This window comes from Acinetobacter sp. PK01, assembly GCF_022819285.1.
Taxonomy (GTDB): domain Bacteria; phylum Pseudomonadota; class Gammaproteobacteria; order Pseudomonadales; family Moraxellaceae; genus Acinetobacter; species Acinetobacter tandoii.
The window spans coordinates 3,336,281-3,353,719 of sequence record NZ_CP094643.1 but is presented as its reverse complement, the minus strand read 5'-3'; the positions used below and the strand labels follow the sequence as shown (position 1 = coordinate 3,353,719).

General features: G+C 42.0%; 12 protein-coding genes. 5 read left to right on the top strand and 7 right to left on the bottom strand.

The features are described 5' to 3' along the window. Positions 1 to 163: 163 nt before the first annotated feature. The 3 genes from MP622_RS15795 to dxs all read right to left on the bottom strand — a co-directional run bounded on the left by MP622_RS15795 (position 164) and on the right by dxs (position 5,328). The gene (locus tag MP622_RS15795) at positions 164 to 2,038 is read right to left on the bottom strand and encodes a DEAD/DEAH box helicase (protein ID WP_243791757.1); all 1,875 of its coding nucleotides are present in this window, start codon (positions 2,036 to 2,038) and stop codon (positions 164 to 166) included. Positions 2,039 to 2,473: 435 nt separating this feature from the next. Then, on the bottom strand, positions 2,474 to 3,304 hold the full coding sequence (locus MP622_RS15790) for an inositol monophosphatase family protein (protein WP_016168632.1): 831 nt from the start codon (positions 3,302 to 3,304) through the stop codon (positions 2,474 to 2,476). 116 nt (positions 3,305 to 3,420) lie between these two features. Continuing rightward, positions 3,421 to 5,328, bottom strand: a complete 1,908-nt coding sequence (dxs, locus tag MP622_RS15785; RefSeq protein WP_243791756.1) for a 1-deoxy-D-xylulose-5-phosphate synthase — start codon at positions 5,326 to 5,328, stop codon at positions 3,421 to 3,423. A gap of 302 nt (positions 5,329 to 5,630) precedes the next feature. On the opposite strand from dxs, the gene ribA reads away from it, so the two are divergent. Continuing rightward, positions 5,631 to 6,233 (top strand): GTP cyclohydrolase II, encoded by a 603-nt coding sequence (ribA, locus tag MP622_RS15780; protein ID WP_016168634.1) that lies wholly within the window; start codon positions 5,631 to 5,633, stop codon positions 6,231 to 6,233. Positions 6,234 to 6,290: 57 nt separating this feature from the next. Here ribA and hemN read toward each other — a convergent pair whose 3' ends face one another. Further along, positions 6,291 to 7,661 (bottom strand): oxygen-independent coproporphyrinogen III oxidase, encoded by a 1,371-nt coding sequence (hemN, locus tag MP622_RS15775; RefSeq protein WP_016168635.1) that lies wholly within the window; start codon positions 7,659 to 7,661, stop codon positions 6,291 to 6,293. Between the two features lie 231 nt (positions 7,662 to 7,892). Between hemN and hemF the strand changes: the two genes are divergently transcribed. From hemF to aroE, 3 genes are all read left to right on the top strand, one after another. Then, positions 7,893 to 8,834 carry an oxygen-dependent coproporphyrinogen oxidase gene (hemF, locus tag MP622_RS15770; RefSeq protein WP_243791754.1) on the top strand — a complete coding sequence of 314 codons (942 nt, stop codon included), beginning with the start codon at positions 7,893 to 7,895 and terminating at the stop codon, positions 8,832 to 8,834. Between the two features lie 284 nt (positions 8,835 to 9,118). Further along, complete coding sequence (locus MP622_RS15765; protein ID WP_016168637.1) at positions 9,119 to 9,325, top strand: hypothetical protein; 207 nt, start codon at positions 9,119 to 9,121, stop codon at positions 9,323 to 9,325. Positions 9,326 to 9,421: 96 nt separating this feature from the next. Continuing rightward, complete coding sequence (aroE, locus tag MP622_RS15760) at positions 9,422 to 10,210, top strand: shikimate dehydrogenase (protein ID WP_243791752.1); 789 nt, start codon at positions 9,422 to 9,424, stop codon at positions 10,208 to 10,210. Between the two features lie 70 nt (positions 10,211 to 10,280). On the opposite strand, the gene MP622_RS15755 is transcribed toward aroE, so the two are convergent. Continuing rightward, positions 10,281 to 12,659 carry a hypothetical protein gene (locus MP622_RS15755; RefSeq protein WP_243791750.1) on the bottom strand — a complete coding sequence of 793 codons (2,379 nt, stop codon included), beginning with the start codon at positions 12,657 to 12,659 and terminating at the stop codon, positions 10,281 to 10,283. Positions 12,660 to 12,899: 240 nt separating this feature from the next. Between MP622_RS15755 and MP622_RS15750 the strand changes: the two genes are divergently transcribed. Further along, positions 12,900 to 14,723 carry an acyl-CoA dehydrogenase C-terminal domain-containing protein gene (locus MP622_RS15750; RefSeq protein ID WP_016168640.1) on the top strand — a complete coding sequence of 608 codons (1,824 nt, stop codon included), beginning with the start codon at positions 12,900 to 12,902 and terminating at the stop codon, positions 14,721 to 14,723. A gap of 67 nt (positions 14,724 to 14,790) precedes the next feature. Here MP622_RS15750 and hchA read toward each other — a convergent pair whose 3' ends face one another. Then, a complete protein-coding gene (gene hchA, locus MP622_RS15745; RefSeq protein WP_243791748.1) occupies positions 14,791 to 15,660 on the bottom strand; it encodes a glyoxalase III HchA in 870 nt (289 codons plus the stop codon). A gap of 611 nt (positions 15,661 to 16,271) precedes the next feature. After that, positions 16,272 to 17,426: a radical SAM family heme chaperone HemW gene (gene hemW / locus MP622_RS15740; RefSeq protein WP_243791746.1), complete on the bottom strand. Its 1,155-nt coding sequence runs from the start codon at positions 17,424 to 17,426 to the stop codon at positions 16,272 to 16,274. Positions 17,427 to 17,439 lie beyond the last annotated feature (13 nt).

Sequence of the window (17,439 nt, the reverse complement as noted above, 5' to 3'; positions counted from 1 at the left end):
TCTTTTAACGAATACCCGAATAGAGGTTGTTGTTCTATATTGTTGTTCATATTTGTCATATTTCAACATAAATTTGACTTAGTATACATTTTTTAAACAATAAACGAAATCTTTAAACATAAAAAAACCAGCGCTTTTGCGCTGGTTTTTTAGAAGGTAGAACTTAGTCGTTAAACTTACGACGACGGTCACCGCCTTCACGACGTGGATGATCATCACTACCAAATGAACGTTTAGGACGATCATCGCCACCAAATGAACGCTTAGGACGATCTTCACCACCGAATGAACGCTTAGGACGATCTTCACCACCAAATGAACGTTGTGGACGGTCACCAAAACCACCTTCACGACGCGGTGGACGATCACCGAAATCACGTTTAGGACGGTCACCAAAAGAACCTTCACGGCGTGGTTTGTAATCTACACGGTTACCACGGTTATCATCATTCGAGTCAAAACGCGGCTTATCATTGAAACCACCTTCACGACGTGGACGATCGCTGTTAAATTCGCGACGTGGACGGTCTTCAAAACCACCTTCACGGCGTGGACGATCATTATTGAATTCGCGACGTGGACGGTCTTCGAAACCACCTTCACGGCGTGGACGATCATTGTTAAATTCGCGACGTGGACGGTCTTCGAAACCACCTTCACGGCGTGGACGATCATTGTTGAATTCACGACGTGGACGATCTTCACCACCAAATGAACGCTGTGGACGGTCGCCATCACGGCCACCTTCACGACGTTTGAAGTTAGATTCACCTTCAAAACGACGACCACCGCCGAAACCGCCACGACCACCTTCACGACGACCACCGCCATTGCGACCACGACCACCATCACGACCAGAACGTGCTGGAGGTGGAGATGGCTCTAAGCCTTCGATTTCAGAAACTTCTAAACGAGCATCTAAGTAATCTTCTAAAGCACGGATTTTGCCGCGTTCACGGTAAGTTGCCAAAGTAATTGCTTTACCTGTACGACCCGCACGACCTGTACGACCAATACGGTGTACATAGTCTTCGTTCTTCATTGGTAGACCGAAGTTGATTACATGTGAAATTGTTGGTACGTCTAAACCACGTGCTGCAACGTCAGTTGCAACCAAGATTTTTGCACGACCTTCACGAATACTACGTAAACGACGGTTACGCACGGTTTGTGGCATTGCACCGTGAAGTGCAACCACTGAGTGACCCGCTTCAGCCAATTCTTCAGCAAGCATATCTGTGTCTTCTTGTGTAGACGCGAAAACAACAGCTTGATCAAGATCTTCTTCGCTCAACCAGTGAGTTAAAAGTTTTTTCTTGTGCTCAAAACCATCAGTCCAGTGTAGAGTCTGAGTGATATCTGTATTGGTAGAATGACCTGTCTCAATTGCAATACGTTCAGGATCATTCATCATGCGTTCAGCAAGAGTGATGATACGTGGTGCAAATGTTGCAGAGAACATTAATGTTTGTTTACGGTTTGCAGCAAGATCGCTAATCGCTTCTAAGTCTTCAGAGAAACCAAGGTCAAGCATACGGTCAGCTTCATCAACAATTAGCGCATCAACTTTGTCTAATTTAATTTGACGACGGTTCACAAGGTCAAGTAAACGACCTGGTGTCGCAACCACAACTTGTGCACCTTTTAACTGTTGGATTTGCTTGCCAAATGGCATACCGCCCATGATCGCAGCAATACGTGCACCTTTCATGTGACGTACAAATGCAATTGCGTCTTGGCTTACTTGTTGCGCCAACTCACGTGTTGGGCAAAGTACTAAAATATTTGGTTGGGTAATTGCTTTCATACGTTCTTTGAACGGAACGAAAGTCTCTTGACCTGCAAGTGCGTTTAACGTTGGAAGTAAAAACGCCGCAGTTTTACCTGAACCTGTTTGGCTTGATACAAGAAGGTCTTTACCTTCTAAAGCAGCAGGAATCGATTGTTCCTGTACAGGCGTAGGAGATGTAAAACCTAGGCTTTGTAGCGCTTGTTGTAACGATTCATGTAAAGAAAATTCAGCAAAAGTTTTGCTCATAGAGTTTTTCACCCGAAAACTGGGTGCTCCATTAAAATAAAGTCAGATGGACATCGGCAAAAAGCGGCACAGCAATAATCGCTGAAAATATAGAATCAGCGGCGATCCGAGAACGACGATGCGTATAACGCACATTTGATTACAGCCGCAACCTGAAGGAATCGCTTAAGCGATTGGGTGGGGCGCGAAATAATGTCCTCTCTTTGGACCGGACGCGCATACACAATGATAGAAGAGAATGTTCAGGTAATGAACGAAATTTAGTGCGTGGCAAGATTATAACAGCATATTTTTAAAAGTCACCTTTTTTAATCGACTTTTACCATTTTTTTAAAAAATATTATTTAAAGATGCAATTAAAGCTTGGAATTTTATATAAAAAAGCCCTCAAAATTGAGAGCTTTTTTATCGTCACTTGATCAGGTAATCATTCAATTACTTTGCTGCTTCGCCCCACGCTGGCACGACTGCCTGCATTAATGGCTTTAACATTTTCATTGAACATGCAAGTACTTGACCATTTTCCATAGAGTCGCTACCGCCACGTGCATCAACCACAGTGCCGCCCGCTTCTTTCACAATCAATTCGCCTGCTGCGATGTCCCAAGGCTTTAGACCGAGTTCAAAATAAGCATCGAAACGACCCGCTGCTACATACGCCAAATCTAATGCTGCTGAACCTGTACGACGATATTGCGCACCAGCTTCAGTTACATTTAACAATGAAGCAAAATGATTCTTTGCATAAGAAATCACTTCACCATTACGTTTTGCGCGGTAAGCATGTCCTACAGACATGAATGTATTTTCAAGGCTGTCTTTCACATTTACACGAATACGGCGTTGATTCATCATGGCACCACGACCACGACTCGCAGAGAACAACTCATCTTTCACAGGGTCGTAAATTACACCGTGTTGAGTAATGCCTTTATGTTGAACTGCAATAGAGATACAGAAATGAGGAACACCATTAATGAAGTTTAAAGTGCCATCAAGTGGGTCAATGATCCAACACCAATCTGCGTCGTGACCTTTACCTTCTTGATAACCAAACTCTTCACCAAGGAAACTGTGGTTTTTATAGCTTTTACGTAGCGTATCGATGGTCAATTGTTCCAAATAACGGTCTACACGCGTTACAGGCCCATCAATTCCTTTTTCTTCGACTTGTAGATCAAGTTTATGACGATTTTGATGCGCTTTTAAAAGCTCTTGACCGACTGTTTGAGCCGCACGCGCAGCCATCACCACCATAGGTTCCATTGAACACCCACTACAAATTTGAAGATATTGATTAAAGAATAATGCATAAAAGCCCCTATATCTTAACAAATATAAGCGCTTTTAGGGAAAAAATGTTTCGAAAATTTAGTTTTTGATTAGCCTATACTTTGTACAAGCTTTAACCATGCTGATTCTATTGATTTAACAATGCCTTGTGCATCTAGACCTGCTTGTTGCAACATTTGATTGTGTGTTGCCTGATGCATAAAGTTGTCAGCCAAACCTAAATTCAGCATCGGCTTAACAATTTGTGCTTGTGCCAAATATTCATTCACTGCACTACCCGCACCCGCCATTACTGCATGTTCTTCTACGGTGACAAACAATTGAGTTTGATCGGCTAAGCGCGACAATATCTGTTCATCTAAAGGTTTCACAAAACGCATATTGACCACACGCACGCCAACATCCAGTTGCTGTGCCAGACTACGTGCAGCCTCTACAGATGCCGCAACACGACTACCAAAAGCCAGAATGCTGATCTGTTCATCGGCAGTTTCGTTCAATTGCAAGATGATTTCAGCACGCCCTATTTCTAGTTCAGTCATGTGCTGCTGTATTTCCACACCAAGGCCATTACCACGCGGATAACGTACCGCTGCTGGTCCTGGATATAAATATGCAGTATGCAACATCTGACGACATTCATTTTCGTCTTTCGGTGCCATGATGACCATATTCGGCACAGTTCGCATGAAGGCATAGTCATACGCTCCTGCATGCGTTGGGCCGTCTTCACCGACCAAACCTGCACGATCAATACCAAACGTCACATCCAGATTTTGCAATGCTACGTCATGGATCAACTGATCATAACCACGCTGCAAGAAGGTGGAATAGATGGCGACCACAGGTTTTAAGCCTTCACACGCCATTCCAGCAGCCAGTGTCACTGCATGTTGTTCTGCAATCGCCACGTCAAAGAAACGCTCTGGATATTGCTGCGCAAACTTGACCATACCTGAGCCTTCGCACATGGCAGGCGTAATCGCTAATAAACGTGTATCTTGTGCTGCTTGATCACATAACCACTGACCAAATACATCTGAATATTTAGGCGCTGTTTGCGGTGCCGCCTTGGCATTTATTTTGCTAATGGCGTGGTATTTAATTTGTTCTGCTTCAGCAGGCGCAAAGCCTTTGCCTTTTTTGGTATAAACGTGAATTAAGCGTGGTCCACTGCGTTTTTTCAAAGCTTCAAAAACTTGCGTCAACTCTTTGACATTATGGCCATCAAAGGGTCCAAAATAATCAAAACCAATCGCTTTAAACAGATTGTCAGCAGCTTCTGTTGCGGATTGATGTAAGCGTGAGTTATATGACCATTTTGGATGTGGTTGTACGTAAGCTTCGCCTTGTTCTGAAATATGTACTGACTGACCACTTTCCCAAATTGCTGCCAAATGCTTGGCAAAACCACCCGTACTGCATGAAATCGACATATCGTTGTCGTTGAGTACCACCATCAAGTCAGCGTTATGTGCCACGGCATCATTCATGGCTTCAAACGCCATGCCCGCAGTCATAGCACCATCACCTACAATCGCGACCACATCACAAGGATTTTGTTGGTAGCGACGCGCTAATGCCATTCCCAGCCCCGCTGAAATTGCAGTAGATGAGTGGCCAACCCCAAAAGTATCAAAAATCGATTCATCTCGCGCAGGGAATGCTGCTAGACCATCTTTAGCACGAATGGTGGTTAATAACTCACGACGACCTGTTAAGGCTTTATGTGGATAAGCCTGATGACCCACATCCCAAATGAGGCGATCATCTGGCGTATTAAAACAGTAATGCAAGGCAACTGTTAACTCAATGACCCCCAAGTTCGCGCCAAAATGTCCGCCGCTTTGTCCAGCTGCATACAAAATAAATTGACGTAACTCATCCGCCACTTGTGGTAGTTGATCACGCGCGAGCAAACGTAGTTGTTGTGGATGATCGATCGTATCCAGCAACGGTGTTACAGGGCGTTGAGTTGGTATTTCTGTATACAACATATGTGGCAAAGCCTTCTAAAGCCTGGCAAATCCTAAGCTAGGTAAATGGGTTACTTGATCATCGTGGGATGATATCACCTTCAATCAGCCACATTTCTGGCGATGCGTACTTGAGTACAAAACTCAATTGGCGTTTTTTGGTGCGTAGATTATCCTGAATAATATAGCTATTTATCAACTATTATCGTTCGCTTTCTACAAAAAAGAAAATCTTGCATACATTTTCAATGTGACTATTCTACTAATGTCCAAGCATTACGCTATACTTTAGTCAATTTATAAACTATTTAACGGGTTAAACAGTGCCTATAGAATTTGTCGCAACGTCTCGCCTTCCCACTGCTTTTGGTGAATTTAAAATTACGGTCTTTCAAGACCCGAAAACGGGTGAAGAACATGTTGCGCTCTCTAAAGGACTCGATACACCACCAACGGGTCCAGTATTGGTTCGCATTCACTCGGAATGTTTGACTGGCGATGCTTTTGCCTCATTAAAATGTGACTGTGGCCCGCAATTACAAGCCACCCAGAAACTCATTAATGAAGTCGGACAAGGCGTCATTCTCTACTTGCGTCAGGAAGGTCGTGGCATTGGTCTTACCAATAAAATTCGTGCCTATGCCCTGCAAGATCAAGGACATGATACCGTTGATGCCAACCTCATGCTGAATTTGCCTGCCGATGCACGTCGCTATGATATGTGTAGTATTATGTTGGATCATCTCAATATCAAAGAAGTTCGCTTGGTTACCAATAATCCATTAAAGATTAAAGCATTAACCGATCTTGGCATTAATGTAATTGACCGTGTACCATTAACGGTGGGTTTAAATCCGTTCAATGAAGATTATTTAAAAACCAAACATGAACGCATGGCACATATGTATAAAAAGGATGACTTTTAAGTCATCCTCGCCTGATTTATTTGCACATTTTTCAATCAATAACAGCATTTAAGTCAGCTAAATCGTCATCGAGAAAATACGGTTATTCGGCATTTTTCGACTTAAACGCAAATCGAATGCCATACAAATATTTCGCACAAAAGGTTTGCCCTGCTCAGTAATTTGAATATGATCTGCTTCAATCGTTAACAAGCCATCTTTTTGCATTTCTTCTAGTTGTTGTAACACCTGTGGTAATTCTGGAAATCGCTGAGCTTTGTCCTTCCATGACGTCGTAAAGGTACACATTAAATTCAGAATATGTTGCCGAATGACCAAATCTTCATCGCTTAAAATATGGCCACGATAGACAGGTATTTCATTTTGCTCTAGACGCGCATAATAATCTTCTAAAGTTTTTTCATTTTGCGCAAAGCTGTACAAACTATCACTGATGGACGAAAGCCCCAAACCAATCATGACCTGAGTTTTGGATGAGGAATACCCCATAAAATTACGATGTAAATTTGCGTGCTGAAAGGCTTGATACATTTTGTCGTGTGACAAAGCAAAATGGTCCATGCCAATTTCATAATAACCCTGTGCCAGCAGTTTTTTCTTACCCTCTTCATAGAGCTGGCGTTTTAATTCGTCTTTGGGGACATCCTGATCTTTAAAACCACGTTGTCCATTGCCTTTAATCCAAGGCACATGCGCATAACTATAAAATGCCAAACGGTCTGGACGTAACAGATTGGTTTGATCAATGGTATGTAAAACATCGGTTAAATCTTGGAAAGGCAGGCCAAACACCAAATCATGCGAGATAGAGGTATAACCAATGTCTCGCGCCCAGCCCGTCACTTGTTGTACATGCGCAAAGGGTTGAATGCGATGAATGGCTTTTTGTACTTTTTCATTATAATCCTGCACTCCGTAGCTGACACGGCGGAAACCAAGGTCATATAGGGCTTGCAGATGTTCACGCGTGGTATTGTTCGGATGCCCTTCAAAACTAAATTCATATTCGTCCGAGATTTCCGCTTGCGACAAAATGCCTTGGATAAGTTGAGTTAAATGTTCGGCCGAAAAGAAAGTCGGTGTGCCACCGCCCAAATGAATTTCTTTGATAATGGGTTTTTCGACCAACAACTGACAGTACAAGTCCCACTCTTTTAACACTGCTTGAATGTAAGGCTGTTCCATCTCATGCTTTTTGGTGACGCGTTTGTGGCAGCCACAAAAGGTACATAGGCTTTCACAAAACGGCAGATGGATATACAAACTAATGCCTTCTCGGGCATTCGATTCATCAAATGCTCGCTTTAGGCTTTGCTTCCACTGCACCAAACTAAAATCTTGCTCTTCCCAATACGGCACAGTTGGATAACTGGTATAGCGTGGACCTGCAACATTGTACTTTTGAATAAGGGAATTGGCTTGAGTCATGGATGCCTCATCAGAATCTCTGCCTGATACAACAGGCGTGTTTCCTCTATTGTGCGGAGCTTAAATTCAGAATTCAACCTAGCCTTTTAGTCGGGATAATTTCTATGAGATCAGATAGATACTGTAATTCAAACCAACCAACTTATTTATCCAAATAAGAAAAAACCTTAATTTTTTTATGATTTTATGTTACATGTTAGGGCAACTTTTATTATTTTTTAGAGGGTTGAGATGCAACATCCAACGTCCACAGATATTCAACGTGTTCGTGACTTTCTTCTCGATTTACAAGCCCGTATTTGTGCTAGCTTAGAACAACAAGAACGTGCTGGCGGTGGAACTGCTGAATTTATCATTGATGATTGGCAACGCCCTGAAGGCGGTGGCGGACGTTCACGCGTATTACAAAATGGTACAGTGATTGAAAAAGGTGGTGTGATGTTCTCACACATCAACATTTCCAAACTGCCTGCTTCTGCCACTGAACGTCATCCTTCAATTGCAGGTGCAAAAGCCCAAGCCATGGGGGTGTCTTTAGTGATTCATCCTAAAAATCCGAATGTGCCGACTTCACATGCCAATGTACGGTTATTTGTAGCGGAGCCTGAAGGACAAGACCCAATCTGGTGGTTTGGGGGTGGTTTTGACCTCACCCCATTTTATCCTAATGATGAAGATGTACTGTCTTGGCATCAAACCGCGTATGACTTATGTGCTCCATTTGGAGATGGCGTCTATGCCGAGTATAAGCAATGGTGTGATGACTATTTCTATTTAAAACATCGTGATGAACAACGAGGGGTTGGTGGTTTGTTCTTTGATGATTTAAATCAATGGGACTTTGAAACCTGTTTTAACTACATTCAAGCCGTGGGCAATGGTTACCTAAACGCGATCTTGCCAATTTTCCAAAAAAATCAAGATAAACCTTATACTGAAGCACAACGTGAATTCCAGCTTTACCGTCGTGGTCGTTATGTCGAATACAATCTGGTTTATGACCGTGGCACATTATTTGGGTTACAAACAGGCGGACGAATTGAATCGATTTTGGTCAGTTTGCCTAATTTAGCCGGTTGGTCATATCGCCCTGAATGGGAAGCAGACTCTGCCGAGAAAAAACTCACGGATTATTATTTAAAACCTCAAGATTGGCTCAATCTACTCAAATAGACACACGCACTTACAATTTTGAAACCTTAAGTACGCCCTTTTTAACCAGATAAGGGCGACTTATAGCTTAGATTGGTATATTTCCCCACAAACTCCCCGTAGAATGTCTTCTACAAAAATGTCTATTCTTTGCATTTATCAAAAATACTGTCACCGCTTTAAAACAGCATTCCCGCTCTTTACGGTTTAAAAATACATAAACTAAAAGAAGGTATTTTTAATATATTCATTTTAATGACATGAAAATCTCGTATCGTTCTGTGCTGTCATCTGAGGTCTCTAACATGTTCACAAAAAGAGTTAGTTCAACCATCATGGTTTTTTCCTGCTTTGCTATTGTCTTCCTGAGTTCAATTAGTACGACTATTTTTTCTGAAAGTGCATTCAATGATAATGCTTCGATCAGTATTGCCGTACTTGCTGCGATTGGCTTAGCTCTGACCACTGCAAAACTCATCTTTGATACAATTCACAATATTTGTAATCCATAAGCACTTGATTTCCACCCCAGAAAAAATAGGTTAGCGCTTTAGCCTGAGTGCAATTTGCCGTATATTGAACGGCATTTCTCACATGGATTTTGTGCGATGAGCAAACAATTCGCTGTCATCGGCAACCCGATTGAACAGTCTCGTTCACCTGAACTTCATCATGCCTTTGCAGCAAAAACAGGCATCGACCTCCGCTACAGCAAACGCTTAGCCCCTCTAGATGGCTTTGAAGCCAGTGTGCAAGATTTTTTCGCTCAAGGTGGCTGTGGTATGAATGTCACTGTTCCATTTAAAGAGCAAGCCTTTGCGCAATGTCAGGTACTGACCGAACGAGCCAAGATTGCCAAAGCCGTCAATACGCTATGGATGCAAGATGGCATACTTCATGGCGACAATACCGATGGTCAAGGTCTGGTCGATGCGATCCATGCTTTGGGTTGGTCACTCACGCAAAGCCGCATCTTAATTTTAGGTGCAGGTGGGGCAACACGTGGTGTGATTTATCCTTTGGTACAAGCAGGCGCGAAACACATCGTGATCGCCAACCGTACGCTATCTCGTGCGGAACAACTGGTGACAGATTTACAACAGCATGTGCCGCAAGCTGAACTCAGTGCGACAGCACTCACTACCTTAACTGGAGAATTTGATCTGGTGATTAATGCCACTTCTGCCAGTTTGAGTGGTGAAGCCTTAACCCTTCCAGAGCAATTGATTTTTCACCATGCTTACGAAATGGCTTACGGTAAACCCTCTAGTTTTCTTGACCAAGCCAAAGCACGCGGTATCCCAAGTTCTGAAGGGTTTGGCATGTTAGTTGGGCAAGCTATAGAAGCATTTTCCATTTGGAATGGGGTGAAACCTGAATTAAAAGATTTCCTTTAATCACTCAAGAACACCCTTGAGAAAATAAAAAAGCCAACCGACTTAGGTTGGCTTTTTTGAATACATGACTTTATTTCAAATGCTTAACCACAGCGACATACGCTTTTTCATACAGATCATAATCCATAAAACCATCGTGGTCTTTGTTTAACTTGGCAATAGATTGCTCGGAAAGTTTATCCTTACGATCATCTGCAAATGCTTGACCCAGTACGGCTGCCGCACTTTTTAAAGTTTTGGTTTGCTCAGCATTGAGCTCATAGTCATCCTTAAACAATTCAATATAATAATCTGCAAATACCGCTTGTGGGGTTTTGAATTGTTGAATCCGCTTATTCCATGCCTGATATTCTTTCGCACCTTCCGAAGCGTCTTGGACAATACGCGCAGCGCTATAACCCAACTCATCAAACTGATCTGGATCTAGTAATTTGTGCTTTGCTTTCAGGCTATTCAAACGAGTTAAAGCTTTGCCTTTCGGCTCTTCTAAACGGTCATTGAAACGGTAAGCATAGACTTCTGCAATTTCATTTAATTCGCTATTGCTAAAATGCTTCACTATTTCAGGGCGGTTTGCAGACAGCATCAAGACGAAGACCGATTGGTAAGTCTTAATATAAGAACCTGTGTTTGCAAAAGTTTTTTCTGCCAAGTCCGACAACTGCTGATCAAAGCTCAACCGTTCTCCCTGCTGTCCATCTACACCAGTTCCAGACATACCTAACGATTTGGTAAAGCCTGTCACTACATTTTCTAGCATTGAGCCTTTGGTGACATCCTCAACCGATTTGGCATCGCGTAATGCTTTTTTATCAATCGGTGTACCATGTCCATAATTCGAGACTTGCATATCTAGATTGATACCGAAGTTCCCAATGGTCTCATCAGCAAATTGTAATTGATATGCCAAATCTACTGCACGACCTTGATTATCCAACGCCACATCTATAGTGACTGGCATAGCCTGTCCACTTTCCGCTAAAGCAGCCTGAATTTCAGGTTGATGCTTAATCCAAAGCGCTTTAAACGCCTGCACATCGGTTAATTGATCGCTAACATAAGGTTCAAAAATTTGTTGTACCTCTTGCATCGCCAACACTTTTTGCTCCAGAGCAGAAGCGGTTGATTTCGCTTTACCTTGCGCTGTTTGTAGCAACTTGATGCCATAGATATCTTGACAGTAAGTCACATCACCAATTGCGAGATGCTTTTTACTACCCAACAACGCTTCGCATGCCTGTTCCGATAAAAGTTGACTTGATGATGCTGCAGCAACTGCACCCGTAGCAACATCTTCTGCTACTTCATCTTCAACAGTTTCTTCCTGCGCTTCGGCAACCTCTTCTGTATGTTCAGATGCATCAGTTGATTCTTGCTCTGGATATAACAACTCATCCAAACGATTATTAATTAAGGTTGCTACACGCTCTGAAGATGCATAGGCTTGTGCACTCACTGATTCACTGCTTGCTGCAACCGCTGCGTCTGCAGCTTTTGCGGCCTCTTCTGCTACAATTGAAGCATCTTCACTAACGGTATCAGTTTCAACCACGCCCATGACTCGCTGAGTAAGGTATGGTTTATTAATCTGCTCAAACAGACTCATTTGCAGCATTAAATTGCCCAAATCACCTTGATAGCGGATTTTATTGCTGATGCCCTGTTGTTTTTCTGATGCTGAAACATGCATACGCTGCAATTGTTTAGTATCAGCCAATACATAAGGCAAAGCATTCATCTGTTTCAGGTAATCGACCAGTTTAGGCACATTTACACGATCAAGATCTTGTTTATATTTAGAAAAATCTAAATATGCATAAGATGCCTGACTGTCTTTATTGACCAAGTAAGGCATGAACGCAAAATAATTGGCATAGAACTTATAGTTTTGAAAATCCACCACCATTGGGAGCTTCGCTTCAACCAATAGCGTTGGTTTTTGATACTTGGCCACCAGATTTAAAGATGCCATTTTGTCTCGATAATGTACCGAACCATCATAGCTAATTTTTAAATCATTCATAAAATTCATCAGACCTGCAGCAATGCGGGCAGAGGATGAATCCGAACCTTGACCGTAAAAATACGGGCTTTGCTCTGCAAGAATCGCCTCATACAAGGCCTGCTTCTCTTGTTTACTCAACGACAACTTTTGTTGTTTTAAGTACTGATCTAACTGCTTTTGAATGGCGGGGTCTAAATTCTGCGTCGAATTAGAAGTTGTTTGGGTATTGGCAACTTTGCCTTTACTGGTATCAAACTGGAAACCCATGTTACCGCGATAATCGTAACTCGGATATTCATACATCGCATTGACGCCAGTAACCGCTTGTTGTTCCAAAGAGGTATTGGTCGAATTAGATGTATTCGAATTGGATTTTATGACATGCTGAGAGCAACCGACTATGCTCAAACTTAAAAGACAGCAACTTAAATATTTTAAACGCATAGGTTTTTTTAAACCCCTTATTTATTTATACTTTAAGACATCAAAAAAATTGATTAAATGATCAAAAGACCGCAGATACTGTAGCAAAAAAATACAATATTTTGATAACATTTTTTACTTTAATTAGCCTTTCTGACATTTTTATTGGGCTACACTATCAATGTATTTTTATAACTAATGTGAATAATCAAATTATCGATTCGGATAATCCAAAACTATTTCTAAATTAGGATTAATATCATGCCAGCATATAAAGCTCCCCTACACGACATTCGTTTTTTAATGAATGAAGTGTTTGACTACCCAGCACATTACAAAACTTTATCCAACGGCGAACTCGCTGATGCTGACACTGTAGACATGATTCTAGAAGGTGCAGCGGATTTTTGTGAAAACGTACTTTCGCCAATTAATCAATCTGGCGATGAAGAAGGCTGTCATTTTGACAATGGTGAAGTGAAAACGCCAAAAGGTTTTAAAGAAGCCTATGACCAATTTGTCCAAGGTGGTTGGCAAGGTTTATCTTTCCCTGAGGAATTTGGCGGTCAAAACTTACCACAATCTTTAAACTTGATTAAATCGGAAATGATGGGGACGGCAAACTGGTCATTCCAGATGTACCCTGGTTTAAGTATTGGCTGTATGAACACCATTTTACAGTTTGGTACAGATGAACAAAAAAATCTGTATATGCCAAATTTGGTTGCAGGGACATGGTCAGGTACCATGTGTTTAACAGAGCCACAATGTGGTACAGACTTAGGCCAAGTCAAAACCAAAGCAGAGCCAAATAGCGATGGTACCTATAATATTTCAGGCACCAAAATTTTCATCTCTGCGGGTGAACAAGATTTAACTGAAAATATCATTCACATCGTTCTCGCCCGCCTTCCAGATGCACCTGCTGGCACCAAAGGTATTTCTCTGTTCATTGTACCTAAATTTTTGGTGAATGAGGATGGCAGCCTCGGTGAACGCAACCCTGTAACGTGTGGTTCAATTGAACATAAGATGGGGATTCGAGCTTCTGCAACAGCAGTCTTAAACTTTGACAATGCTGTAGGTTATTTAATCGGTGAACCGAACAAAGGCTTACATGCCATGTTCACCTTTATGAATACTGCACGTATTGGGACCGCGATTCAAGGTATTGCACATGCTGAACTGTCTTTCCAAGGCGCGTTACCTTATGCCAAAGAACGTATGTCAATGCGTGCCCTTTCAGGTAAAAAAGACCCTGAAAAAGTCGCGGATGCGATTATTCACCATGCCGATGTGCGTCGTATGTTGTTGACTCAAAAAGCGATTGCTGAAGGTGGCCGTGCCATGATTTATCATGCTGCACAAATTGCCGACAAAATGGCCGATGCATTAACACTGGGCGATACAGCCGCGTTTGAAGCAGCCGATGATCATTTAGGTTTTTACACCCCAATTTTAAAAGGCTTTCTAACAGAATTAGGCTTAGAAGCAGCCAATCATGGTATGCAAGTTTATGGTGGTCACGGTTATATTAAAGAATGGGGGATGGAACAAATTGCACGAGATGCACGTATTTCAACCCTATACGAAGGAACTACAGGTGTTCAGGCACTGGACTTGATTGGTCGTAAAGTTTTACTGACCTCTAAAGGTAAAGTGATTCGTGACTATACGGCTGAAATTTTAAAATTCTGTGGTCAACATGCACGAAATAAATACATGCGCCGTTTTGCGTGGGATTTAACCAAGCTTTGCGCACAGTGGAATGCTTTAACTGTGCGTATTATGCTTGCAGCACGTAAAGACCGCGATATCGTATCAAGTGCATCTGTAGACTTCCTCATGTTCTCGGGCTATGTGATGATGGCTTATTTCTGGGCGCAACAAGCGGCAGTAGCTTCTGCTAAACTTGCAGCGGGTGAAGGCCAAGAAACTCCAGAATTCTATAAAGCTAAAATTAAAGTCGCAGACTTCTACTTTGAACGTTTGCTACCACGTACACAAGGTCATGCTGAAGCGATGGTGAATCCTTCACGCACCATGACCTCATTAGCAGCGGAACACTTTAGTTTTGATTACTAAATTATAAATTCAATAAAAAAGACCGCCGTAGCGGTCTTTTTTATTCTTTGCATCTCTTTTCATTTCTCTACTTAACTTCTTCCAATAAAGCCTGAGCTGCCATTTTACCTAAGGTATTCGATGCCAACGGGCTATCACCTGTAATTAACTTACGGTCTCGAATACATTGTCCTGACATCTCTTTATTGACCACTTCTACACCCAGTTGTTCGAGGCGTTCGGCCAATAACCAAGGTAATTCCCCCGGCATATAGCCAATGTCTAGATTGGCCCCTTGATCGAGTGCATCGGGGAAAACACACATTTTATAGCCTTTAAAAATATAATTTTCTGGTGCTTCATTCACAGCCGCTGCCAATAATCCCGCAGGACCATGACACAAAGAGATCACAAATTTATCTTTATCCACTGCCCATTTCAGTAAAGTTTTTAAGTCTTCACTTTGAGGTAGACCAATTAATGCGCCATGTCCGCCAGGAATGAGGACAGCCAAATAAGGAGAGTCATCACCTAAACTATTTTTCAATATATCTGCAAGTTTTAAAGGCTTTTTAAACTGGGCTAAATATTTTTGGAATGTTGCTGGCACCACAGCATCTTCATGAGGCATCGCCCACATTTCAAGCTTGACGGGATTGCCCGATAAGGTCGCAATATCAATTTTGAACCCTGCACGATCTAAATGATACATCGGCAACAAAGTTTCTACAGGATGATTGCCCGTAGAGAAAAATTTGCCATTTTTCATGAGCAAATAGCGTTCATCGCTTGCAATCATCAGAATTTTTTTATTCCCAGTATAAGGCGTTGGATAGTCCGTGCCATCAAAATCAGTTTTACTGGCAGTGTATTGAGAAAGTGAGTAAGGCGAAGGGAAAAAGGCATTATCTTCAGCTAAATCAGGGGTTGGATTACGGTCTTGGCTGGTCTGTACCATGCGAATTCTCCTTTATTATTGCGTGGTTATTTTCAACTTTTCGAAACCTAGAGTCCTGTACCGCAGCTCATTTATTCAGCATAGCAAAGTTTCACAGGGGCACTGTTTTAAGATGTAATTTTAAGATTTTCTTTACAACCCATAAAAATTTGGTCAATAAAAAACCCCGACATCCTGTCGGGGTTTTTCATATTCAATGCTGAGGTATGACTCCTGTCTTACCTTCGTCCTTGTGCAGATCTTTATTGTTATTCTATTGGAGCATCCTGCTCTCTATGGTTCTATCTTATGAAAATCATGATGCGGCGCATAGGTGCAAAAAGCGGGAATTGATGTAAGCTAATTCGTACAAAGTCAAAAAACGTCGCATAAGATATTTTAGCAATACAATAAAACTTCTTAAAAAAACATACTCAAGCCATGTTTTTAATTTAAACGATTGAAAGGACGGTGCAGTTTGAAAAATCAGTGTAGTTCAGCCTTTCACAATCAACAAAAAGTCCAATTCATCTTGAATTGAACTGCTAGATAGAACCTTCAAACTAGACCAATCATTTTTAGTTTCAATAAGATGCGATACCTGTCAATAAAAAAATAATGATTTATTTAAGCTAAAGAAACTCTTCCAGCACCGAATTTAAAAACACATGCCCCTGCTCGGTACATGCCAAACGAGTTGCATCATCCGACATCAACTTTCGACTACGGAGTGAAGTTAAGGTGTCGGCTAGATCATCCAAACTCAAACCTGTACGCTGCGCATAATTTTCAGCAGCAACTCCATCATTTAAACGCAACACATTCATCATAAACTCAAACGGCAATTCATCTGCTTCAATCCGTTTAAACTGCACATGCTCCGCAGGAACTTTGGCTAAATAATCTTTAGGTAAACGGGTTTTCTGAAAACGGTACACGCCATCTGGCTGGGTAACCTTGGCATGTGCGCCTGCCCCAATCGCCAAATAATCCCCAAACTGCCAGTAATTCAAATTATGTGCCGAAGGCAATTCTTTACGCCATGCCGAAACTTCATAGTTAATAAAACCTTGTGCTTTTAAATAAGCTTCACCCTGCACTTGAATTTCTTCAAGTACATCATCTATAGGTAAAATAGGCTGCGTTCTAAAGAACACCGTGTTCGGTTCAATGGTTAATTGATACCATGAAATATGGGTTGCACCATTTTCCACCGCCAGCTTTAAATCTAGTAAAGCCTGTTCTAAAGTCTGTTCAGGCAAACCATGCATTAAGTCCACATTAATCCGCTGAAATCCTGCATCACGTGCCAAACCAATCGCAGAAATCGCATCGGCATTGCTGTGAATTCGTCCCAACTTGGTTAAATGCTCGGTGTTAAAGCTTTGAACCCCAATTGAGAGGCGATTAATGCCTGCCGCCAAGTAATCGGCAAAAGGATCATGCTCGACCGTACCCGGATTGGCTTCTAAGGTAATTTCACAGTCGGCCTCAAAAGGCAACAAGGCTTTTAATTGGCTAAATAACCATTGATAACCTTGTGCAGAAATAAGCGAGGGCGTTCCACCACCAATAAATACGCTATGAATGGCTCGACCTTGAGCAAATTCAACTTGGGTCTTAAAGTCCTCAACCAAAGCCTGTAAATACTGTTGCTCCAAATCCAAAGACAGTTTGCCATCTGGCACCGCATGAGAATTAAAGTCGCAATACGGGCACTTACGCACACACCAAGGCATGTGAATATATAAAGACAACGGGATATTTTCAGGATGTAAATCAGTCAAGGAAAAGACTCTA